The sequence below is a fragment of the Dyadobacter sp. SG02 genome (genome assembly GCF_900109045.1).
Taxonomy (GTDB): domain Bacteria; phylum Bacteroidota; class Bacteroidia; order Cytophagales; family Spirosomataceae; genus Dyadobacter.
Map to the genome: position 1 here is coordinate 35615 of NZ_FNYL01000021.1, position 20797 is coordinate 56411.

The 20797-nt window shown below is 49.8% G+C and carries 20 protein-coding genes; 9 read left to right on the forward strand and 11 right to left on the reverse strand.

Annotation, left to right across the window (positions count from 1 at the left end; all coding sequences use genetic code 11):
- Position 1: 1 nt before the first annotated feature.
- Positions 2–1129: a DNA-processing protein DprA gene (gene dprA, locus BMW93_RS33120; RefSeq protein WP_090386772.1), complete on the reverse strand. Its 1128-nt coding sequence runs from the start codon at positions 1127–1129 to the stop codon at positions 2–4.
- Positions 1130–1237: 108 nt separating this feature from the next.
- Between dprA and BMW93_RS33125 the strand changes: the two genes are divergently transcribed.
- The gene (locus BMW93_RS33125; RefSeq protein WP_090386774.1) at positions 1238–3061 is read left to right on the forward strand and encodes an alpha-amylase family glycosyl hydrolase; all 1824 of its coding nucleotides are present in this window, start codon (positions 1238–1240) and stop codon (positions 3059–3061) included.
- A 65-nt stretch (positions 3062–3126) separates the two neighbouring features.
- Here the strand turns inward: BMW93_RS33125 and lepB (BMW93_RS33130) are convergent, their stop codons facing one another.
- From lepB (BMW93_RS33130) to BMW93_RS33165, 8 genes are all read right to left on the reverse strand, one after another.
- Positions 3127–4305, reverse strand: coding sequence for a signal peptidase I (gene lepB, locus BMW93_RS33130; protein ID WP_090386776.1), 1179 nt, complete (start codon positions 4303–4305; stop codon positions 3127–3129).
- 152 nt (positions 4306–4457) lie between these two features.
- Positions 4458–5594, reverse strand: coding sequence for a signal peptidase I (gene lepB, locus BMW93_RS33135; RefSeq protein ID WP_090386777.1), 1137 nt, complete (start codon positions 5592–5594; stop codon positions 4458–4460).
- A gap of 24 nt (positions 5595–5618) precedes the next feature.
- On the reverse strand, positions 5619–6332 hold the full coding sequence (gene dapB, locus BMW93_RS33140) for a 4-hydroxy-tetrahydrodipicolinate reductase (protein ID WP_090386779.1): 714 nt from the start codon (positions 6330–6332) through the stop codon (positions 5619–5621).
- Positions 6333–6366: 34 nt separating this feature from the next.
- Complete coding sequence (locus BMW93_RS33145; RefSeq protein WP_090386780.1) at positions 6367–7062, reverse strand: DUF5683 domain-containing protein; 696 nt, start codon at positions 7060–7062, stop codon at positions 6367–6369.
- A 3-nt stretch (positions 7063–7065) separates the two neighbouring features.
- Positions 7066–7983, reverse strand: a complete 918-nt coding sequence (locus BMW93_RS33150) for a ParB/RepB/Spo0J family partition protein (RefSeq protein ID WP_090386782.1) — start codon at positions 7981–7983, stop codon at positions 7066–7068.
- Positions 7984–8004: 21 nt separating this feature from the next.
- Entirely contained in the window at positions 8005–8793 is a 789-nt protein-coding gene (locus BMW93_RS33155) for a ParA family protein (RefSeq protein ID WP_090386784.1), read from the reverse strand.
- Between the two features lie 165 nt (positions 8794–8958).
- Entirely contained in the window at positions 8959–9981 is a 1023-nt protein-coding gene (locus tag BMW93_RS33160; RefSeq protein WP_090386786.1) for an SPASM domain-containing protein, read from the reverse strand.
- 66 nt (positions 9982–10047) lie between these two features.
- Positions 10048–10509, reverse strand: coding sequence for an Lrp/AsnC family transcriptional regulator (locus tag BMW93_RS33165; RefSeq protein WP_090386788.1), 462 nt, complete (start codon positions 10507–10509; stop codon positions 10048–10050).
- Between the two features lie 173 nt (positions 10510–10682).
- On the opposite strand from BMW93_RS33165, the gene ald reads away from it, so the two are divergent.
- From ald to BMW93_RS33185, 3 genes are all read left to right on the forward strand, one after another.
- Entirely contained in the window at positions 10683–11795 is a 1113-nt protein-coding gene (gene ald / locus BMW93_RS33170; RefSeq protein ID WP_090386791.1) for an alanine dehydrogenase, read from the forward strand.
- A gap of 444 nt (positions 11796–12239) precedes the next feature.
- The gene (locus BMW93_RS33180) at positions 12240–14024 is read left to right on the forward strand and encodes a DEAD/DEAH box helicase (protein WP_090386796.1); all 1785 of its coding nucleotides are present in this window, start codon (positions 12240–12242) and stop codon (positions 14022–14024) included.
- Positions 14025–14089: 65 nt separating this feature from the next.
- Positions 14090–14629, forward strand: coding sequence for a DinB family protein (locus tag BMW93_RS33185; RefSeq protein ID WP_090386798.1), 540 nt, complete (start codon positions 14090–14092; stop codon positions 14627–14629).
- Positions 14630–14641: 12 nt separating this feature from the next.
- On the opposite strand, the gene BMW93_RS33190 is transcribed toward BMW93_RS33185, so the two are convergent.
- Positions 14642–15613 carry a zinc dependent phospholipase C family protein gene (locus BMW93_RS33190; protein WP_229241094.1) on the reverse strand — a complete coding sequence of 324 codons (972 nt, stop codon included), beginning with the start codon at positions 15611–15613 and terminating at the stop codon, positions 14642–14644.
- Positions 15614–16020: 407 nt separating this feature from the next.
- Here BMW93_RS33190 and BMW93_RS33195 point away from each other — a divergent pair, with 407 nt between their 5' ends.
- On the forward strand, positions 16021–16425 hold the full coding sequence (locus BMW93_RS33195; RefSeq protein WP_090386803.1) for a Dabb family protein: 405 nt from the start codon (positions 16021–16023) through the stop codon (positions 16423–16425).
- Between the two features lie 70 nt (positions 16426–16495).
- On the opposite strand, the gene ung is transcribed toward BMW93_RS33195, so the two are convergent.
- Complete coding sequence (gene ung, locus BMW93_RS33200; RefSeq protein WP_090386805.1) at positions 16496–17161, reverse strand: uracil-DNA glycosylase; 666 nt, start codon at positions 17159–17161, stop codon at positions 16496–16498.
- 150 nt (positions 17162–17311) lie between these two features.
- Between ung and apaG the strand changes: the two genes are divergently transcribed.
- From apaG to BMW93_RS33220, 4 genes are all read left to right on the forward strand, one after another.
- On the forward strand, positions 17312–17698 hold the full coding sequence (gene apaG, locus BMW93_RS33205) for a Co2+/Mg2+ efflux protein ApaG (RefSeq protein ID WP_090386807.1): 387 nt from the start codon (positions 17312–17314) through the stop codon (positions 17696–17698).
- 35 nt (positions 17699–17733) lie between these two features.
- Positions 17734–18510 (forward strand): O-methyltransferase, encoded by a 777-nt coding sequence (locus tag BMW93_RS33210; protein ID WP_090386809.1) that lies wholly within the window; start codon positions 17734–17736, stop codon positions 18508–18510.
- 109 nt (positions 18511–18619) lie between these two features.
- Complete coding sequence (locus tag BMW93_RS33215; protein WP_090386811.1) at positions 18620–19615, forward strand: DUF2157 domain-containing protein; 996 nt, start codon at positions 18620–18622, stop codon at positions 19613–19615.
- Positions 19599–20741: a hypothetical protein gene (locus tag BMW93_RS33220; RefSeq protein ID WP_090386813.1), complete on the forward strand. Its 1143-nt coding sequence runs from the start codon at positions 19599–19601 to the stop codon at positions 20739–20741. The genes BMW93_RS33215 and BMW93_RS33220 overlap by 17 nt, the downstream gene beginning before the upstream one ends.
- Positions 20742–20797 lie beyond the last annotated feature (56 nt).

Here is a 20797-nt window from a genome sequence, read left to right on the forward strand (position 1 = left end):
TTTAAATCAACCCGTATTTCTTGCCCGGCATCGACCGGACCATCCCCTGGAATTCGAGGTTCAGCAGCAGCGTAGCCAGCCGGTTCAGGCGAATACCTGATTGCCACGCCAACTCGTCGATCTGCATCGCACCCTGCTGCTTCAAAAGCGAGAGCACCTGGCCTTCGTCTTGCGTAAAGCCCTCGAAAGTCATTACCGACTGTTCAAATGAAGCAGCAGGCGTAGTTTCCGGTATTCCTTCACCCCAGCCCAGCGCTTGCGCCATATCCGCCACCGATGTGAAAATCGCTGCCTTATGATCACGGATCAGAAAGTTACAGCCCTCCGATTGCGGCTCGTTAATAGCACCAGGCACCGCGAAAACCTCCCGATGATAATTCTGTGCAAACTCTACCGTGATCAGGCTCCCGCCTGTGCGCCCCGATTCCACTACAATGGTAACATCACTCAGCCCCGCAATAATTCGGTTCCGCGCCGGAAATCTCATAAAATCCGGCTTCGTCCCCAGCGCATTCTCGGTGACGATCCCGCCATTGTCCTGCATTTCAAATGCGGTACGCTGGTGGACGGCGGGATAGATCACGTCCAGCCCGCTGGCCATTACACCTAATGTAGACAGGTTGCTTCTCATGCATTGCCGGTGTGCAGTGATATCCACACCATAGGCCAGCCCGCTTACCACAAGTGGTTGGTAAGGTACAAGCTCGCGAATGATATTTTCAGTTACCGACTTGCCATATTCACTGATTTTCCGCGTTCCCACGATCCCTACCGTGCGCGGCCAGTTGAAGTCGGTATTCCCTTTCGCATACAATGCAACAGGCGCATCGTACAGCGGCCGGAGTCGCGCCGGGTAGTCGGGCTCGTTGAAGAAAAGTAGTTGGGTTCCTGTCTTGCGGCATTGCGCGAGCTCTTTTTCAGCCAGTTCGAGCGTGTTTTTACCTAAAACCGCTTTCACGATCTTGTCGCCGATACCGGGAATTTTAATGAGCTTTTTGTAATCCGCATTAAAAACCTGAGAAGCGCTTCCACAATAGCTAATGAGCTGGCGGATAGTCACCGCCCCGATTCCGGGCGTGTGCATAAGCGAAAGGATGCAGATTTTCTCTGCGTCGGAGGATGCTTGCATAATATAGTGTGTAGGTTGAGTTTGTGGAATGCCGACGCCTGGCATGCATTTTGCGAATATACGTCAGCAGTTCATTTTCAAAAATAAACAATAATCTGAAAATCATATATGGAAAACCTCGAAACCGAAGTAACCGAAACCGAGCAACATTTTGAAGGCATGGGTGCCACCTGCCATCCCGAAGGGGTTTACTATCGTGTATGGGCGCCGCATGCAGAAAGCGTTTCGGTCATAGGAAGTTTCAACGACTGGGATGCCTCCGCCAATCCGCTCCAACCCGAGGAGAACGGCATGTGGGGCGCGCTGATCGAAAATTCGAAGGAGGGCGACGAATACAAATACATCCTCGAAACACCGTCAGGCGAGTTGCATCGCAACGATCCCTATGCTTTAAAAATGACCAACTCCGCTGGCAATTGCGTCGTGTACAACCACGAAACCTTCGACTGGCAGGATGTGAGTTTTCAAATGCCCGGCTGGCATGAGCTGGTGATTTATGAGCTCCACGTAGGCACTTTCAATGTAAAGGAACAGGGGCAGGTTGGTACATTTTACACGGCTATCGAGCGGATTCCTTATTTAAAAGATATGGGTTTTAATGCTGTTGAGCTCATGCCCTGCTCGGAGTTTCCGGGTTCGAGGTCATGGGGTTACAACCCGGCCAATCCATTTGCGATCGAATCCGATTACGGCGGTCCGGACGGATTGAAAGCATTTGTCAAAGCCGCCCATGAGGCAGGTATAGCCGTAATCCTCGATGTGGTATACAACCATTTCGGGCCCTCCGACCTTGATCTCTGGCAGTTCGACGGCTGGCACGAGAACGATGGCGGCGGAATTTATTTCTATAACGACTGGCGCTCCGAAACGCCGTGGGGCAACACCCGCCCCGATTATGGCCGCGGCGAAGTGCGCCAATACGTACACGACAATGCCATGATGTGGCTCCGCGACTACCGCATCGACGGCCTGCGCATGGATATGGTGCCTTACATACGCAATGTAAAAGCCAACGGCAATCCCGGCGACGACATACCGGAAGGCATTTCGCTCATGCAATGGATCAATAAGGATATCCGCGAAAGCTGCGCCAATTGCATTACCATCGCCGAGGATATGCATTCGCTGGATTTCATTACCAATTCGGTCGAGAATGGCGGTTTGGGATACGGCTCACAATGGGACGCGGAGTTCGTGCATTCGATCCGCGACGCTATCATTACGGCCAACGATCAGGACCGAAATATGGACAGCGTGGTGGCGGCCATCACCAACCGCTACAATGCAGACTCGTTCCAGCGCATTATCTACACCGAATCGCACGACGAAGTAGCTAATGGCCAGGCGCGTGTGGCCGAGGAAATCGCGGATGGCGACGTAAATAACTGGTATTCCAAAAAACGTGCTGCATTAGGCGTAGCGTTGGTACTCACCTCTCCCGGCATTCCGATGATATTCCAGGGGCAGCCGCTGCTGGAAGACAAATGGTTTTCGGACAGCGACCCGATCGACTGGTCAAGGCTTGAAAAATTCAGCGGCTTCGCAGCATTGCACCGCGACATGATCCACATCCGCAGAAACTGGTTTGGCGTAACCAAAGGTCTCCAAGGACAAAATTCAGCGATTATCAGGCAGGATAATGAGAAGAAGGTGATCGTAATGCACCGCTGGGACGAAGGTGGTCCCAAAGACAGCGTCGTGGTCGTTTTCAATTTTTCAACGGAAACCTTCTCCGATTACAAAGTCGGGTTCCCGCGTGCGGGTAAATGGAACCTCCGGTTCAACAGCGACAACGAATATTATGACGCGGATTTCTCACACCTCGGCGTCTTCGACATCGACACGATGGAAGGTGAAATGGACGACTGCGGACAATTCGGCTCATTGCAAATCCCGCCCTATTCGGCTTTGATCTTTTCGCAGGAAGAGTAATTTTAATGGAGGAAAAGGAGGAAGAAGAAAGGCGTAAGACCCTTTCTTCTTCCTCCTTTTCCTTTCTAATCAATACTCCTAAAAATACGGTCCCAACGGATTTTTTTGATAAAACTGGTAGGATTTGGATCAATGGACATCCAAACGAAAACAGCTTTTCCTACCACATGATCTTTGGGTACAAAGCCCCAGTACCGCGAATCGGCGGAATCGTGGCGGTTGTCGCCCATCATGAAATAGTAATCCTGTTCAAAAGTGTAGCTGGTGATTAGCTTACCGCCGATCGTGATTTTGTCTTTGTCAACCACTACATTCTCGTTACCATCGAAATTGCGGATAATATCTCCGTAAAGCGCAATATTGACTTCGGTTAACGGAACGGTCATGCCGGCTTTGGGTACGATTACTGGCCCGTAATTATCTTTGTTCCAGTCAATGGCATCGCTGGCCGGAAAGAGATAAGGTTCTTTCAGTCCTTTTTCCATAAACACCGGTTGCACGCGCTTCACGAAATCGTAGGTTTTCAGTTTCTCCGCCAAAGCACCCGTCGTTTTCACCACATACCCCATTTCATCATTCGCAGCAATGCTGTCGCCGAATGTTTCGGTAAATGGGGCGTAGTCTACGATCCCGTTTTTATGGAACACATTCTCCTCATTCACGGCCGTTTTAACAGAAACAAAATACTCGTTCTGCATACGCACGGGCGACGCCTGCGCCTGCCCGTTCACGTACACCTGCCCGAGCCGGACTTCCAGCTTGTCACCCGGAATACCCACGCATCGCTTGATGTAATTGGAACGCAGATCGGTCGGGTGCGGATGCAGGTCCGGAAGCACATTGCTGTATTTCTTGTACATATCCGGATGTTCCACCGGCAGGTAAAACACGACTACATCGCCATTTTTAATATCCGTAAACCCCGGCAGGCGGTATTGCGGGAGCTGGATCCAGTCGAGATAAGAAGGAATATTCGTACCCCAGATCGTTTGATGCGAGAGCGGTACCTGCAAGGGCGTAACCGGCGTGGTAGTACCATAATGCAGCCTGCTCACGAACAGGTAGTCGCCCACCAGCAAGCTATTTTCCATGGAAGGCGTAGGAATGACGAACGCGCTGAAAAATAACCAGCGGATCAATGTGGCGGCAACGACGGCGAACAGTACCGAGTCGAACCATTCGCGGGCGGCAGATTTCTTTTTAGGGGTGCTGGTCGGCTTTGAAATTGTTTCTGCTACTGACATAGAAAGTAATGGGTTAGCGATGAATTCGCTACGCAATATACTTTTTATCTCTATAAATCGATAATCACTATATAATATTAATTTATATATAATACACAAAAGAAAAGGGAAGACTTTCAGCCTTCCCTTCGACAATATCTATATTCAGATCGCTAATTGATAACCCTGAAAATGCGGCTCCAACGGATCTTGTTAAAGAAGCTGGTCGGATTCGGGTCGATGGACATCCACACGAATACAGCCTTACCTACAATGTGGTCCATTGGAACAAAACCCCAATAGCGTGAATCCGCCGAGTTGTGGCGGTTATCCCCCATCATAAAGTAGTAATCCTGCTTGAATGTATAGCTGGTAATGGCCTTTCCTCCCACTTTAACCGATTTTTCGTCGATTACGACGTCTTCGTTGTCCTCATAGTTTTTGATAACCGGTCCGTAAGTCGCGATATTTTCAGGCGTCAGCTGCACCGTCATGCCCTCTTTGGGCACGGTGATCGGGCCATAGTTGTCGCGGTTCCATTTGAAAAGCGACGAATTAGGATAAAGCATCGGCTCGCTGATATCCTTTGGTGATTTCACGAGGGTAATGTTTTTTACAAAATCATAGGTTTTAAGCTTCGCAGCGATCTCCGTGGTCGTAAAAACCAGGTAACCCATTTGCTCGTTTCCTCTGATCGTGTCGTTATCGCCTTCGGTATAGGTATTGAATTCCGAAACCCCGTTTTCACGGAAAACTTTCTCTTCATTAACGGCCGTCGTAGTTGCCACGAAGTATTCGTTCTCCATGCGCGGCGGGTTTTCCATCGCCTGGCCGTTCGCGTACACCTGCAAGTCGCGTACTTCCACTTTATCACCCGGAATACCGACGCAGCGTTTGATATAATTGGTTTTCAAATCAACCGGATGCTGCAATTCGGGAGGATAGTTGAATACCACCACGTCGCCCCGCTTCACTTCGCTGAAACCCGGCAGGCGGTATTGCGGCAACTGGATCAGGCTCGTGTAAGAAGGAATGTTGGTTCCCCAGATCGTCTGGTGCGTGAGCGGTACCTGCAAAGGCGTTTTCGGCGTGCGGGTACCATAATGCAGCTTGCTCACGAAAAGGAAGTCGCCCACGAGCAGACTGTTCTCCATCGAAGGCGTAGGAATGGTAAATGCTTCAAAAAACAGCCAGCGGATCAACGTTGCGGCCACTACCGCGAACAAAATGGAGTCGAACCACTCCCGTACCGGTGACTTCTTCTTTTTGGATTCAACTGAACTGGAAGTCAACTCTCTATTAACAGCCATGCGATGATTGATAGTTAGAATACTTTAAATTTTGAGGAGGTCGTTCATCCCGAACACCCCGAATTTGCCCGGAAGCCATTCGGCAGCTACCACGGCGCCCAATGCGAAACCCTGGCGGTTGTGGGCCGTGTGGGATATTTCAATCGTATCCACTTCCGATTCGTAGCGGACAATGTGGGTGCCGGGTACTTCGCCGCGGCGCTCGGCCAGGATTTGCAGGTAACCTTCTTCATTGTCAGGAGCCAGCTTCCAGCCGTCGACGTTCCCTATTTCCTCGATAATGCCTTCCGCGAGGGTAATGGCTGTGCCGCTGGGCGCGTCGAGTTTGTGAATGTGGTGAACCTCCGTCATCGAACTCTGGTACTCGTGCCCGTTCATCAGGCGAGCCAGCATGCGGTTGAGGCGAAAGAACAGGTTAACACCAATGCTGTAATTGGATGCGTAGAAGAAGGATCCGGACTGGGCCTTGCAAAGTGCCTCCACTTCCGTGCGGCGGTCGAGCCAGCCTGTGGTACCGCACACGATCGGCCAGCCTTTTTTGAGGCAATACATGATATTTTCAAAAGCGGATTCCGGTGAGCTGAACTCGATCGCCACATCTACATCGGCGGTTTGCAGCTTATCCATATCCGCACGGTTTTGCACATCAATTTTACCCACGATCGAATGCCCCCGGTCAACGGCAATCTGTTCGATCGTTTTCCCCATCTTTCCGTACCCCAGTAATAGTATTCTCATTAATCTAATATTTGAAAATCAGTACTCTTTTAAATCACTTAAAATTAAAAACCACCCGCACACCCGGCGTAGGGGTCCGCATCGACGGCTGGTTCAGTTTCGGGCTCACATTGATGGTCAGGTCGTCCGAAAGGTCGAAGGTCTTCAAATGTGCTGCTACATTGGCCTCGATAATCGACAGCGTGTAAATCAGGCCGGTTACAATAATGGCAAAGCCCCGGTTCCTGCGCCAGTAATTCTTCTGACGGACGATCTGGCTGTGCGTCGCATCGCGGTATTCGCTGCTCGTGTTCAACAGGTTCCTGACCCTGACCCTCACTGTGGAGTCGTCGCTGGCCAGCTCCGGTTTTCGTTGGCCGTATTTCGGGTTGTTCTTGTCCAGAATGTAAAACGACTCGTACGCATTCAAAAAATCGTGGTACTTGATCGTGTTCAGGTAATAGGTATAAAGCCCTCCCCCGAATGCGAGATACACGATGGGCGCCTTCCAGTAATCGCGATTGTAAAGCTGCCCGGCCCCTGGGATGAATGCCAATCTCGTGGCGGTTTTCGGCACCGGCATCCACTTCTTTTTAACGTTTTTTAACGAATCCGCCCGGGCAAGAGTAGTGCTATCCAACGCGACAGCCGGCAATTTTTCGGTATTCAGACTATCTTTCTTACGCTCTGTCTGTGCTGCGATCCGACCTGATACCAGCAAAATCAACCCTAACAATACCCAGTTTTTCAACGCTTATTTGAATTTCAGTGTTTCTAAAATCTTTTTCAGTTCGTCCTGAGAGCCAAAAGGGATCTTGATTTCGCCTTTGTGCTCATCATTACTCTTAACGGACACTTTTGCCCCAAAAAAGGACGAAAGCTGGAACTGTAACGACTTTATTTCCTGATTAATTGTCGGCTGTTTTTTGGACTCGGTGGCGATATTGCTCATCATTCCGAGCTTGCGCACCTCGTCTTCCACCTTCCTTACGGACCATCCTTCTTCGATGATCTGGTTAAAAATTTTGAGCTGGCTCTGGTCGCTATTGATCGTGATCAGCGCCCGGGCATGCCCCATGCTGATCTTATCGTCACGTAGCGATGCCTGGATCACAGGCGGCAGTTTGAGCAAACGGATATAGTTATTGACGGTCGTGCGGTTCTTACCTACGCGCGCACCCAACTCTTCCTGTTTCAGGCTGCATTCGAGGATCAGCCGCTGGTAGCTCAATGCAATCTCGATCGCATTCAGGTTTTCACGCTGAATGTTCTCTATCAGCGCCATTTCCAGCATTTGCTGGTCGTTGGCGGTACGGATATAGGCAGGAATGCTCGTCATCCCGAGCGAGCGGGACGCTTGCAAACGACGCTCACCGGAAATCAACTGATAAGAGTCCTCAGAAAGCTGGCGTACCGTAATGGGCTGGATAATGCCCTGTACACGGATGGAATCGGCGAGTTCTTCCAGCGATTCCTGGTCAAACTTCGTTCGTGGCTGGTAAGGGTTCGCCTCGATCTGGCTCACGTCGATCTCGTTCATCGAGCCGATGACCTCCGTCGGCGACAGGCGCGTATTGGTCCTGGTCGTGTTGACTTTCTCGGAGTCTTGCAGAAGAGCGCCTAATCCTCTTCCAAGTCCGGTCATTTTTTTCGTCTTGCTGCTATTCTCCATTGCCTGTTCGTACTATCGTGATCAGTTCACTCTGTCGGAAGAGAGCAAACCGTTTTTACTGAGAATCTCTCTTGCAAGGTTCAGATAGCTAACGGCCCCCTTGCTGTCCGAATCCTGTGCCATGACAGGAATCCCGAAGCTCGGCGCCTCACTGATACGTACGTTACGAGGTATGATGGTGTTGAAAACAAGAGATTCGAAGTGGTTGGTAACCTCGGAAACCACCTGGTTGGACAGACGCAGGCGGAGGTCGTACATCGTGAGCAGGATACCCTCGATGATCAGGTTGGTATTCAGTCGCGACTGAATGATGGTAATGGTATTCAACAGTTTACCCAATCCTTCCAATGCGAAATACTCGCATTGTACGGGAATGATCACCGAGTCGGCGGCGGTGAGGCTGTTGATCGTGATAAGGCCAAGTGAAGGAGAGCAGTCTATAATGATGAAGTCGTAGTCATTACGCACTTCTTCGATCGCGTCCTTCATCCGGTGTTCCCGGTTTTTAAGATTGATCATCTCGATCTCCGCTCCTACCAGGTCAATATGCGACGGCAGCAGGTTGAGGTTGGGGAAATCGGTTTGCAGGATAATTTCCGAAGTTCTGGCCTGCTCCACCATGCATTCGTAAATGCTGTTTTCCATCTCCTGCGGATTGAAACCGAGCCCCGACGTTGAGTTGGCCTGCGGGTCGGCATCGATAATGAGTGTGCGGAATTCAAGCGCAGCCAAACTGGCTGCAAGGTTAATAGCAGTGGTGGTTTTCCCTACCCCTCCTTTTTGGTTTGCAATTGCAATTACTTTGCCCATGTATTCATTTGAGTTACCAATGTCAAATTTCTATTATTCGGGGCAATCTACCAAGAAATGTTCCACGGAGTTTTCAAGAAAACATCAAACTACTTGACTATCAAGATTTTAAATGATATTATTATTTAATTAAAAATAAATTGGACGAAAAATTGGCAAAATGTTTCACGCCCACACCTGCGTGCCTTCCGTACAGTTCTTGCACATCTCTATCTCTGAACGGGATCTGATCAACGAAGCGCGGAAGTCTCGGTACTTCTTACCCTTCCATAGCTGACGGAAAGTCGAAGTTTTCATATCGCCCAGCTTGTACTCGGCGTCCTTGTCGAAGCAGCAGGGTACCACGGCGCCGTCCCAGGTGATCACGCAGGAATGCCACATTTTCCAGCAATGGTCTACGAATTTGTTTTTAATAGAATACTTCCCGTTTTCCTGCACCTGGTAGCGCGAATACTTTTCAATGGTGGGGATCAGATCGGAGCCTTCCTCGTAATCGTAAATCTGCGCGGTTTTCAGTCCTACTTCATCCACACCCATCTCCTCGGCCAGCTTTCTCACATCTTCGATCTGATGCTCGTTGGGCTTCACTACCAGGAACTGGAATATCACATGCGGCGTCGCGGATTTCAATTCCTTCTTCCATTTAATGATGTTGCGCGTTCCTTCCAGCACTTTTTCAAGGTTTCCGCCGACACGGTATTGCTGGTAAACATCCTGTGTGGTGCCGTCGATGGAAATGATCAGGCGATCGAGGCCGGATTCCACGGTTTTGCGGGCTTTCTCGTCGGTAAGGTAATGCGCATTGGTGGAAGTGGCGGTGTAAATACCTTTGTTGTGCGCGTATTTTACGAGTTCGAAGAATTTCGGATGTAGATATGGCTCGCCCTGGAAGTAAAATATCAGGTATAATAAGGTATCTCCGAGCTCGTCGATCGTCCTTTTGTACAATTGCTCTTCCATCATCCCGGTTGGCCGTGTGAATGATCGAAGGCCGCTGGGACATTCGGGGCAGCGGAGGTTGCAGGAAGTCGTGGGTTCGAAAGAAATGGCGATCGGCATTCCCCAGTGTACCGGGTTTCCCGTCATTTTGGAATAAAAATAGCTTCCCAATATCTGCACCGCATTCCACGCACGCTTCGGCGTCACTTTCGACATCAGGTTCAGGCCATCCTTAAAATTCTTGTTCATATGCTGGGCATTATGCGATCAGCGCGCGCCTACCGGCCTGATGATCAGTTTAAATAGCGTTGTGAATTACAATACAGCGATTCCGGTGGTGTACTTGATTTCGGAAATTACGAAATAACTGCTGATGTGTAACACGCTCGACAGGGCAGAAAGTTTATGCTGATAAAATTGATTGTAAGCCTCGCCATCCTCGACGACCACTTTCAGCATGTAATCGAAGTTGCCCGAAACCACCGAGCATTCGAGCACTTCCGGCATTTGCACAATGGCCTGATTAAAGTCTTCGAAGCTTTCCTTGCGCTGTTTATCGAGTGTGACATTACAGTATACCACTAGCCCCTTCCCCAGCTTCCTACGGTTGAGCAGGCACACATATTTATCGATAAATCCCTCTTTTTCAAGCTTACGTATGCGCTCGTGCACGGGCGTGACCGACAAATTGATCTTACTCGCGATCTCCTTGATCGTCATTTGGGCATTCTGCTGCAAAAGGTCCAGGATTTTACGGTCGGTCTGGTCGGGCTGCATAAAGTATTTTTTGTGGCTGAGTGTGGGCTGTGAACGTTCCCGGCAGAAATTTTTCTTACGGATAAGACCAAAAATAGTTTTCTTTTCTGTCTTTTTTGCCCCTTATAGTATGTTTTTCTGCCAAAATTTAATTTTGACCCATTAATCTAAACTATAAAACACTACACATACCGATGGTCATTGGCGTCCCCAAAGAAATCAAGAACAACGAGAACCGGGTAGCTTTAACGCCCGCAGGAGTCACAGAGCTACGTAAGCACGGACACACAGTGTACGTGCAGGCAGAGGCGGGCAAAGGCAGCGGTTTTACCGACGAACAATACACACAAGCAGGCGCCGGCATTCTCCCAACGATCGAAGAAGTTTACGGCATTGCCGAAATGATCATTAAAGTAAAAGAACCCATTGAAAGTGAATACCCACTAATTAAAGAAAACCAGCTCCTCTTCACCTACTTCCACTTCGCTTCCTCCGAGCCCCTTACCCACGCCATGATCGGGCGCAAAGCCGTTTGCCTCGCTTATGAAACCGTCGAAAAAACAGACAGAAGCTTGCCATTGCTCGTTCCGATGAGCGAAGTAGCCGGCCGTATGGCGATCCAGGAAGGCGCCAAATACCTCGAAAAACCCATGGGCGGGTTCGGTATCCTGCTCGGCGGCGTCGCCGGCGTGAAACCGGCGAATGTGCTGGTACTCGGCGGCGGGATCGTAGGAACGCAATCGGCCAAAATGGCGGCCGGATTAGGAGCAAATGTAACGATCGTCGATATCAGTCTCGCGCGGCTGCGTTACCTGGAAGACATTATGCCGGCGAACGTGGATACAGTCATGTCCAACGAATACAACATCCGGGAATTGATCAAAAGTACAAATCTGATCATCGGTGGCGTGTTGATACCGGGCGCGAAAGCCCCTTCGCTCATTACCCGCGATATGCTCAAACTGATGAAACCCGGAACCGTGATGGTTGACGTGGCCATCGACCAGGGTGGATGTTTCGAAACTTCGAAAGCTACCACGCACGAAGATCCGATCTATGAAGTCGACGGCGTCGTACATTATTGCGTGGCCAACATGCCCGGCGCAGTCCCCTACACCTCCACACTCGCACTCACCAACGCCACCCTCCCCTATGCATTGCAATTGGCCAACCAGGGCTGGAAACAGGCTTGTTCTACCAACGAGGAACTGCGTAAAGGATTGAATGTCGTTCACGGAAAAGTAGTATTTAAAGGTGTTGCCGAAGCATGGCATTTACCTTATACGGACGTCAAAGAATTATTCTGAATCAGCAAACCTGACTAGATAAACCCGGCCATTTTTAATGTGCCGGGTTTTTGTTTTCTAAAAATATTACAATTACTTTCTTGAAGGCATTGCGATTACGGAATATTGTTCTTACTTTTGCGTCACAATTTTGAAGGAACATCCGTTCGCTTCTCTGCTTCATAAACGGTCTAGTACATTTCAGATCACCTGCCAGCCTCAAAAATTTGTCCCGGCTGGACCTACCGTTCACATGCAGAGCCCCACGGATGGTTGTGGTGGGCTTTGCGCGATCCCTTTCAATTATTTACCGATTACAGCCGGATACCGGTGAGATGGTCCAATTTCTATTGGAACTAATGCATACGTTGGGCCTTGCCCATAGGATCATTATGTTATGGCCCGCCATCGTCGCCTTCCCCGGAACAGCCGTTCAAATCAAGAATTAATACTAAAAGCAATAGAATGACTACTGAAACTTTTGAAACTTTCGAAGAGCTTGGACTCAACGAAAACATCCTGAAAGCCTTGCAAGAAATGGGTTTTGTAAAACCCTCACCGATACAGGCACAGGGAATCCCGGCAGTAATGCAGGGTTCTGACGTAATTGGTCAGGCCCAGACGGGTACCGGTAAAACGGCTGCCTTCGGAATTCCGGTGCTGGAAAGAATTGACACTTCCAACAACGCAGTACAAGCCCTGATCCTTTGCCCAACCCGCGAACTCGCGGTGCAGGTATCCGAAGAAATCGGCCGTCTGGCCAAATATGTGCGCGGTGTGCGCATCGAAGCCATCTACGGTGGTGACTCGATCGACCGTCAGATCCGCTCCCTGAAAAAAGGAGTACATATAGTAGTAGGTACTCCTGGCCGTGTAATGGACCACATGGAGCGCCGCACCCTGAAATTCGACGAAGTACGTATGATGGTACTCGACGAGGCTGACGAGATGCTCGATATGGGCTTCCGTGAGGACATCGAGAGCATTCTGGCCGACATGCCGGAAGATCGCCAGACGATCCTCTTCTCGGCAACCATGTCGAAGCCGATTATGTCGATCACCAAACGCTTCCTGAACGACCCTACATTGATCAAAGTCGTTCGCAACGAGCTGACCAACCAGAATATCGAGCAGGTTTATTTCGAGGTGAAGCCACAGGCGAAAGTCGAGGTAATGACCCGCCTGATCGATATGCACCACATTAAGTCCCTGTTGGTTTTCTGTAATACCAAGCGTAAGGTGGACGAGATCGTGGAAGACCTGCAATTGCGCGGTTATGCTTCCGAAGGTATCCATGGTGACCTGCGCCAGCAACAACGCAGCAATGTAATGAGCAAATTCAAGGCTGGTGTAACCACTATCCTTGTTGCGACTGACGTTGCGGCGCGTGGTATCGACGTAAGCGGCCTGGATGGCGTGATTAACTACGACATTCCGATGGATGAAGAATATTACGTACACCGTATTGGTCGTACAGGCCGCGCGGGGATGTCCGGTAAGGCATTCTCACTCGTAGCCCGTGACGAAAAATACCGTTTGAAATCCATTGAAGGATATACCAAAGTAAAAATCGAAAAAGGCGTTATCCCTTCATTCGAAGATATCGTAGGTGTTCGTAAAGCGCGTTTCGTAGAGAATATTTCAGCCTCTATCAAAGAAACCGAAGACGAAGGCCTGTACAACGACGTACTGGAAATGCTGCACCACAGCGGTTTCTCAACCGAGCAAATCGTTGGCGCAATGGCGAAGCAGATCATGGGCGTTCAGAAAAACGAATATGCCGACAGCAACCTGGCATGGGAAGAACGTCGTGGCGACCGCCGTGAAGGTGGCAACGACCGTTATGCAAAAGGCGATCGCCGTGAGGGCGGAAGCCGTTTCGAAAGAGGCGGAGACCGTCGTGAAGGTGGCCGCTTTGGCGACCGTGGCGGAGACCGCGGAGGCGACCGTTACGCACCACGTGGTGGTGAGCGCGGTGGTGACCGTGGCGAACGTCGTCAATCCGCTCCCGAAGCTGGTATGACACGTTTGTTCCTCAGCCTTGGTCGCAAAGACCACATCATGCCGAAGGATATCGTGGGCGCTATTGCCGGCGAAGCCAACATCCCGGGCAAAACCATCGGTGCGATCGACATTTACGACAAATTCACATTCGTGGACGTGCCTGAGCGCGATGCGCGTGCGGTATTGCGTGCGATGGATGGTAACACCATCAAAGGCAAGCCGGTGCAGATCGACATTGCAAAATAAATTCTGACAACAATTAGTGCGGAAAGGGGCTTGTAAAAAGGCCCCTTTTTCGTTTATTTTCAGCCATGCAAAACAACGAACAACTCGAAGTATGGCTCCGCGGGCCGCTTCCCGACGTGCCCGATCTGCTCCAACCCGTCGCGCACGCATTGTTACAGGCGCGTGAGGAACTGGGCATTTTCGCCAATGCATTTCCTTCTAAACTGCTTTGGGAAAAACCGGCCAACGTCGCGTCGGTAGGCTTCCATTTGCAGCACCTCGCAGGTGTGCTCGACCGCCTGTTCACGTATGCGCGTGAGGAATCGCTGAGCGAAAGCCAGATGGCGTTCCTGAAAAGTGAGGGAAAGGAGCCGTTTGAAGATTGTACTTATAACCATTTGCTCGATCAGTTCAGCAACCAACTGGAAATCGCTTTGAAACAGCTCCGTGATACCAGTCCAGATACTTTAACTGAAATACGTTACGTAGGCCGCGCTATGGTGCCATCCACGCATTTGGGCCTGCTTTTTCACGCGGCCGAACATACGCAACGGCACGTAGGGCAACTGCTGGTAACCGCCAAAGTGCTCATCTCCGGTTCCGGTAATGGATCGGCCAGCAATTAATAGTAACGATTGCTAATTGTCTGACTCCGCTCGTACATTCAGAAGTCGCTGCAACCAGCTTTGCGGTTCGGCGGCTTCTGTATTCGGCTCCGTTTCATCGACACCGGAATTTATTAATGTGGCCAAATCCGGCTGCCCGGCATTAACCCAGGACGTGTACCAAATATCACCCACCATTTGCACGGAAGCGCGCATTCTCTTCTCAACCTGCCCTGCAAGCATATGGTGATATTTCTCCGAAAATTCACGCGAATGCATGCGGGTAAGGACATTGTTCCGAAGCTCGAAACTGTACTTCTTATCGGCTTTGAAGATTTCTGTCAATTGCTGCTCAAATAACAGCACCGAATCCATGGCCGCATGCGAGTCTTCGACGACTTTCCAAATGTCCCTCGCAATATCCTTTCGGTAAACCGCAGGCCCGAGCCACATATCGTAATCCTCCGCAAACAGCTCAGGCAACCGTGATTCCCAGAAACCGTGAATACCATCCTGACCGGTAAGCTGCCCGTTGTAGTTTCGCGTGGTGTGTAGCGGCACGTGCGCGTCGGCGATATAATGCCCGAGGTCCACCGAAATGCGCAGAATCCGGGAGGTATTCTTCTCCCTGAATGCGGCTGTGAGTTGTGAAGCGGCTATCTGAACATGCCAGGGTACGATACCGTGTTTACGGAGGCTATCCTCCCCTATTTTCTGCACGGCAGCCTGCCAGTATTTTGGAAGTACTGCAAATGCACTGTCGCCGTATACATCCAGATCGATGAAATGACGCTCCGCTTCACCTACCACCGCGTACCGGCGTTTGTCGGGATTCACCGCATTCTCCGACAGGTAATCCGTGTACTTTTTGTAGAAAACCTGCATTTCAACCGGCAGCCGAAAAACCGCCAAACGGTTGATCCGCTTGTGCGCCCAGAAGCCCCAATGGCATTTAGCACCGCATTCCAGCGTCAAAAACAGGACAAGCAGGCTGAAATTCAGCACATTTTTAAAAATAAATCGGTTTTTTTCAGATTTTTTTCGCCTTGAAATAGCAAATGGTCCCATACAATCTTTGGAAGGTGTTTTTATGACTTTTACACCTGTTGAGACGTCATTTGCAAAAAAAGGTAACAGAAATGCACTTTTTTGAAACTTGTTTTTTCCAAACGGTAAACTTTTATCTCCGAAGGCACCGATAGTTACCTGATTGACAGGGCTATTAGAAAATTTTACAAAAAATTAGTCTCAGAATAATATTTTGGAAAGTAGATCTTCGGGGGATGTTTCTTTTCTTAATTATTAAATTTTCAAAATTATTTATATTTAATATCCAAATAATACAATAATCGATTTAAGTTTTACCTTTGTAGCAAGAGAAATAGACAATTGCATTTATTGAATTTGCTACAATGAGAACTAGAAATAAAACATTAGGATATTTAGTCCCTATTTTCGCGCTTTGCGTATTCATGCTGGTCATTTACGGAGCTTATGTGCCACACAAGCCCGCCGAAATCCAGCGAGTGGTTTGTATCAAGTTCAAACCGGGTACTACTACACAGGAAGTTGAAAAACACCTGCGCGATTTTGCGACCATGAAGAAAGCAGTAAAAGATGTCGTAGCCTACTCGGCGGGACATGTGCAGAAGTCGGATAACAACGGTGAGCAATTTGATGTGATCCACTACCTGACTTTCCGCACCAACGAAGCTGCCCGGGAATACTCATTGAATGCCGACAGAGTTGCATTCGTGAAGGCCAACGAAGGCCACTGGGACAAAGTGTTGGAGATGAATTCCAACATCGAGAAGTAATTAATAATAGTAATAGGAGTGAAAATCTTAAAGAGAGCCGGGCATCCCGGCTCTCTTTTTATTTGCACAACTACCAGTTGATCGGTTCGAGACCTTTGCTTTCCAGGTATTGGTTGGCCTTGCTGAAATGCTTCGTTCCAAACCAGCCGCCACCATTAGCCGACATCGGCGAGGGGTGCTTCGCTTTCAACACATAATGCTTTGCTGCGTCGATCACCGCGCCTTTCTCCTGCGCGTACCTGCCCCAGAGCATGAACACGATATTGCTTTTCTCATCGGACACGCATTTGATGACCGCGTCGGTAAACTGCTCCCATCCTTTTCCCTGGTGCGAGCCCGCCGAGGCTGCCTGCACCGTCAATGTAGCATTCAAAAGCAGTACGCCCTGCTTGGCCCAGCGTTCGAGGTTGCCGCTTTCCGGGAATGGCTTTCCCAGGTCCTGCTGGATTTCCTTGAAAATGTTGAGCAGCGAAGGCGGCATCCGCACGCCGTCGTTGACCGAGAAGCAGAGGCCATTGGCCTGTCCCAACCCGTGATAGGGATCCTGCCCGAGAATCACTACTTTGCATTCGTCGAAGCTGCAATAGTTAAATGCGTTGAATATCTGCCTGGCAGGTGGAAATATTTGTTTGGTCTGATATTCCTCCCTGACAAAAGCCGTGAGCGAGGCGAAATAGGGCTTATCAAACTCGGGGGCGAGTCGCTCTTTCCACGACTGCTCAATTTTTACATCCATGCGGTTGAATTTATTTTGGAATCCAAATTATGTGTTTTTTGATTTGGTTTTATCAGCAATTGATTACTATTTTCGTTAAAAGTGCGTTGCAAAGCGGTATATTTGCCGTTACTCCGAGAGTCCCAATACTTTTCAACACCCTCGATCTATATGGTTTCCAAAGTTACAGATGGTGTCAAAGTCACCGTTTTGACGGAATATCAGCCCGATTACTCCAATCCGGGCCAGGATCATTTTGTGTTCACGTACAAGATTCTGATCGAGAACCATAGTGAACACACCGTCAAGCTGTTGAGAAGGCATTGGCTGATCTACGACGCCAACGGAACGGTTCGTGAAGTAGAAGGTGCGGGCATTGTGGGGCTGCAACCCGTGCTGGAACCGGGCGATGTGCACGACTATGTATCGGGATGCAACCTGCGGACGGACATGGGCAAAATGGCCGGCACCTACCTGATGGAACGCGTGCTCGACGGCCGCCAGTTCCGCGTCGTGATCCCCGCATTTTCGCTGGTAGCACCTTACCGCCTCAATTAAATCGTCGGCTAACCCGATTTTAAAATTCCATTGCATTGATTGCTGCTTATATAAAGTACCTTTTGCGCTCCGGAAACGAGCACTCCATCCATTCCCCATTTCTGTTCGAGCTCTACAATAACGTGATTGCGGTCCGGAAGGATGATAATCCCGCGTACGAGCCTATCCGCGCATTGCGCAAGGAACTGCTCCGCTCCGACGAGCAAATCGAAATCGTCGACCTGGGCGCTGGTTCGCGGGTGAACAAATCCAACCTGCGGCAGCTCAAAACAATCGCAAAAAACGCAGAAAAACCCGCCAAATTCGGGCGGCTTTTTTACCGGCTCATCAAGCGTTTTCAACCGGCGACCGTTCTCGAACTCGGCACCTCGCTCGGGCTGACTACCTTATATATGTCGAAAGCGAAGCCCGACGCGCAGTTGATCACATTCGAAGGCTGCCCCCAGACGGCAGATAAGGCGCAGCAGCATTTCAGCCGCCAGGGCGCGGATAATGTCGAAATCGTGCTTGGTAATATCGACGAAACACTTCCCAAGCGCCTCAAAACGCTCGATCGCCCGATCGACTTCGCCTATTTTGACGCCAACCATCGCTACGAACCCACCGTTCGCTACTTTGAACAATGCCTTTCGCATGCCCGAAACGGCTCGCTGTTCATTTTTGACGACATATACTGGTCGGAGGAAATGACGAAGGCCTGGGAATATATCAAAGCGCACCCGCAGGTAACGGTAACGGTCGACCTGTTCTGGATCGGCCTGGTATTCTTCCGCGACGAGCAGGTAAAAGAAGATTTTACGCTCCGCTTTTGATATTGTACCGTTAAGTATACCGTCGGTTCCGCTAAATAATTGTGTAAGTTTTGCGACGCAGCGATCATGGTAAAGTTTGTTAACTTTACTTTCCCTCGTCTCAACTTCCATGACACCAAAATCTATCCTTAATTCCCTGACAAGCAAGGGAATCATTTCCGATCAGCAGGCCGATACGATCGTTTCGTTTGAAAGGGAAAAGGCCTTTTCCATTCATTGGGAACTGCGCGCTGTCCTTTACCTGGGCATCCTGTTTTTCAGCTCCGGCGCCGGGATACTCATATACGAGAATATCGACACCATCGGCCACCAGGTGATCATCGCGGTGATCGCGCTCATTACTGCGGGTTGTTTTTACTACGCTTATAAAAACAGCCTCCCCTACTCACACGAAGAAATCGACAATCCGAACAAGCTCGCCGACTACGTGCTGCTGCTGGGTTGCTCGACGTTTCTGGGGCTTGAAGGCTACCTGCAATATCAGTACAACCTTTTCGGCACGCGCTACGGGTTGGCTGTCATCATTCCCACGATCATTTTCTTCCTTTGCGCCTACCGTTTCGACCACCGCGGCGCGCTGTCTATGGGCATTACCGGTCTGGCCTCGTGGCTCGGGCTCACCATCGCACCATTATCCGTATTAGCCGACAATGACTTTTCCGATGGCAAGCTGATCATTCCCGCCATTGGACTGGGCTGCGTGCTCACGGCGGTGGGATGGATCTCGGAAGAACAGAACGTCAAAAAGCATTTCGCATTCACATACATGCTCATGGGCGGAAACCTGGCGTGCATTGCGGCGCAGATCGGGCTGTTCAGCCATAGTCCCAAAGTCCTTTATTTTTTCATCGGGCTGGGGCTTTGCTACTTCTTCGTCCGACGCGCACGGAAGGCGCAATCATTGGTATTCCTGCTGATGGGCACGGTTTACGGCTATTGCATTATCACTTACACCATTTTCACCAGTCTCGGAATCGATGCGGCACTGGGGCTCGGGATTTTCTATTTCCTTTTTTCGAGTGTCGGGGTGATTTACTTCCTGTTGAACTTTAAAAAATTTCTGGGTATCAAACCTTCGGGACCAAAAGATGAAAAAGGCATATAACCAAACCTGGGTCGAAAATCTCCACCTGCAACGTCAGGCGGCCGAATGGAAGTACCGCAACCTGCTTACCGAAGAGCAGGAAACACAGGTGAAAGAACTGTTCCCGGAAAAATTTTATCGTCCGGGGATATTTGTCAAGATCGGACTGTTTTGCTTTGCCGTCGTGGCCACTTCGTTTTTTGTTGGTTTCCTGTCGTTGTTTTTGCTTGATGCAAGTTCTGAAATCGGCTTTTCGACATTGAGTCTCATTTGCTGCGCCTGTTTCTTCTTTGTTCTGGAGTATTTAATTAAAACCAAAAACCTTTTCCATTCCGGTGTCGATAACGCATTGCTGTATGCCGGGGTAACAGCGGCAATGGTACCGGTATTCCTGCTTTTCCAGCACGCGCCGGTTTGGGCATATTGCCTCATCGCACTTGCGGTCATCGTCCCGGCCACACTGCGTTACGCCGACCTCCTTGGCCCGATCGCGATTTTCGGATTGATATTCACGATCATGGCCGAATGGATGATGAAATTCCCGCTCGGTAAAGCCCTGCTACCGTTCGCCGTTATGATGCTGTCGGCGTTGATTTATATTTTGGCCAGAAAAAACAAGGACATTTACTACCACGAATGCCGCCAGATTCTGGAAGTGCTTTCACTGGTAACTTTTTATCTCGGAGGAAATTACCTGGTAGTGAGGGAATTGAATGCATTAATCAGCGATCTGAATGTGTCAGTTGCACCACAAATTGCTTTCGCGCCACTCTTTTACTTTTTCACATTCATTATACCTGCCGCCTATGTATTCTTCGGATTGAAAAGGGCAGATCGTATCCTGTTCATTATCGGGTTGATAGCCTTTGCATTCTCCGTCTATACTTACAAGCACTATTTCTCGACATTGACCGCCTCGCAGGGGCTCGTACTCGCGGGCGCGCTCATGATCGCGGCGGCGATAGCGCTGATCAAATATTTACATACACCCAAACACGGCATTTCAGACGAACAAAATCGCAAAAACAGCCTTGAAAACCTGCAAGCGGTCATTACTGCCCGGGAGCTTGGCGTTACACCGGCGGGCCCATCGCTCGAATTCGGCGGTGGTACATTCGGCGGCGGAGGTGCGGGAGAGACTTATTAATTGGACAAAAATTTAGAACTTGCAGCGGTTACATTACCATTTACCGAAACTTTAAT

What these genes read in the sequence shown, in the direction of transcription:
- dapB (WP_090386779.1), bottom strand. Translation starts at nt 6,332, where the DNA reads ATGAGAATACTATTACTGGGGTACGGAAAGATGGGGAAAACGATCGAA.
- ald (WP_090386791.1), top strand. Translation starts at nt 10,683, where the DNA reads ATGGTCATTGGCGTCCCCAAAGAAATCAAGAACAACGAGAACCGGGTA.
- BMW93_RS33185 (WP_090386798.1), top strand. Translation starts at nt 14,090, where the DNA reads ATGCAAAACAACGAACAACTCGAAGTATGGCTCCGCGGGCCGCTTCCC.
- BMW93_RS33215 (WP_090386811.1), top strand. Translation starts at nt 18,620, where the DNA reads ATGACACCAAAATCTATCCTTAATTCCCTGACAAGCAAGGGAATCATT.
- BMW93_RS33195 (WP_090386803.1), top strand. Translation starts at nt 16,021, where the DNA reads ATGAGAACTAGAAATAAAACATTAGGATATTTAGTCCCTATTTTCGCG.
- lepB (WP_090386777.1), bottom strand. Translation starts at nt 5,594, where the DNA reads ATGGCTGTTAATAGAGAGTTGACTTCCAGTTCAGTTGAATCCAAAAAG.
- BMW93_RS33180 (WP_090386796.1), top strand. Translation starts at nt 12,240, where the DNA reads ATGACTACTGAAACTTTTGAAACTTTCGAAGAGCTTGGACTCAACGAA.
- ung (WP_090386805.1), bottom strand. Translation starts at nt 17,161, where the DNA reads ATGGATGTAAAAATTGAGCAGTCGTGGAAAGAGCGACTCGCCCCCGAG.
- BMW93_RS33160 (WP_090386786.1), bottom strand. Translation starts at nt 9,981, where the DNA reads ATGAACAAGAATTTTAAGGATGGCCTGAACCTGATGTCGAAAGTGACG.
- BMW93_RS33125 (WP_090386774.1), top strand. Translation starts at nt 1,238, where the DNA reads ATGGAAAACCTCGAAACCGAAGTAACCGAAACCGAGCAACATTTTGAA.
- BMW93_RS33220 (WP_090386813.1), top strand. Translation starts at nt 19,599, where the DNA reads ATGAAAAAGGCATATAACCAAACCTGGGTCGAAAATCTCCACCTGCAA.
- dprA (WP_090386772.1), bottom strand. Translation starts at nt 1,129, where the DNA reads ATGCAAGCATCCTCCGACGCAGAGAAAATCTGCATCCTTTCGCTTATG.
- BMW93_RS33150 (WP_090386782.1), bottom strand. Translation starts at nt 7,983, where the DNA reads ATGGAGAATAGCAGCAAGACGAAAAAAATGACCGGACTTGGAAGAGGA.
- BMW93_RS33165 (WP_090386788.1), bottom strand. Translation starts at nt 10,509, where the DNA reads ATGCAGCCCGACCAGACCGACCGTAAAATCCTGGACCTTTTGCAGCAG.
- lepB (WP_090386776.1), bottom strand. Translation starts at nt 4,305, where the DNA reads ATGTCAGTAGCAGAAACAATTTCAAAGCCGACCAGCACCCCTAAAAAG.
- BMW93_RS33155 (WP_090386784.1), bottom strand. Translation starts at nt 8,793, where the DNA reads ATGGGCAAAGTAATTGCAATTGCAAACCAAAAAGGAGGGGTAGGGAAA.
- apaG (WP_090386807.1), top strand. Translation starts at nt 17,312, where the DNA reads ATGGTTTCCAAAGTTACAGATGGTGTCAAAGTCACCGTTTTGACGGAA.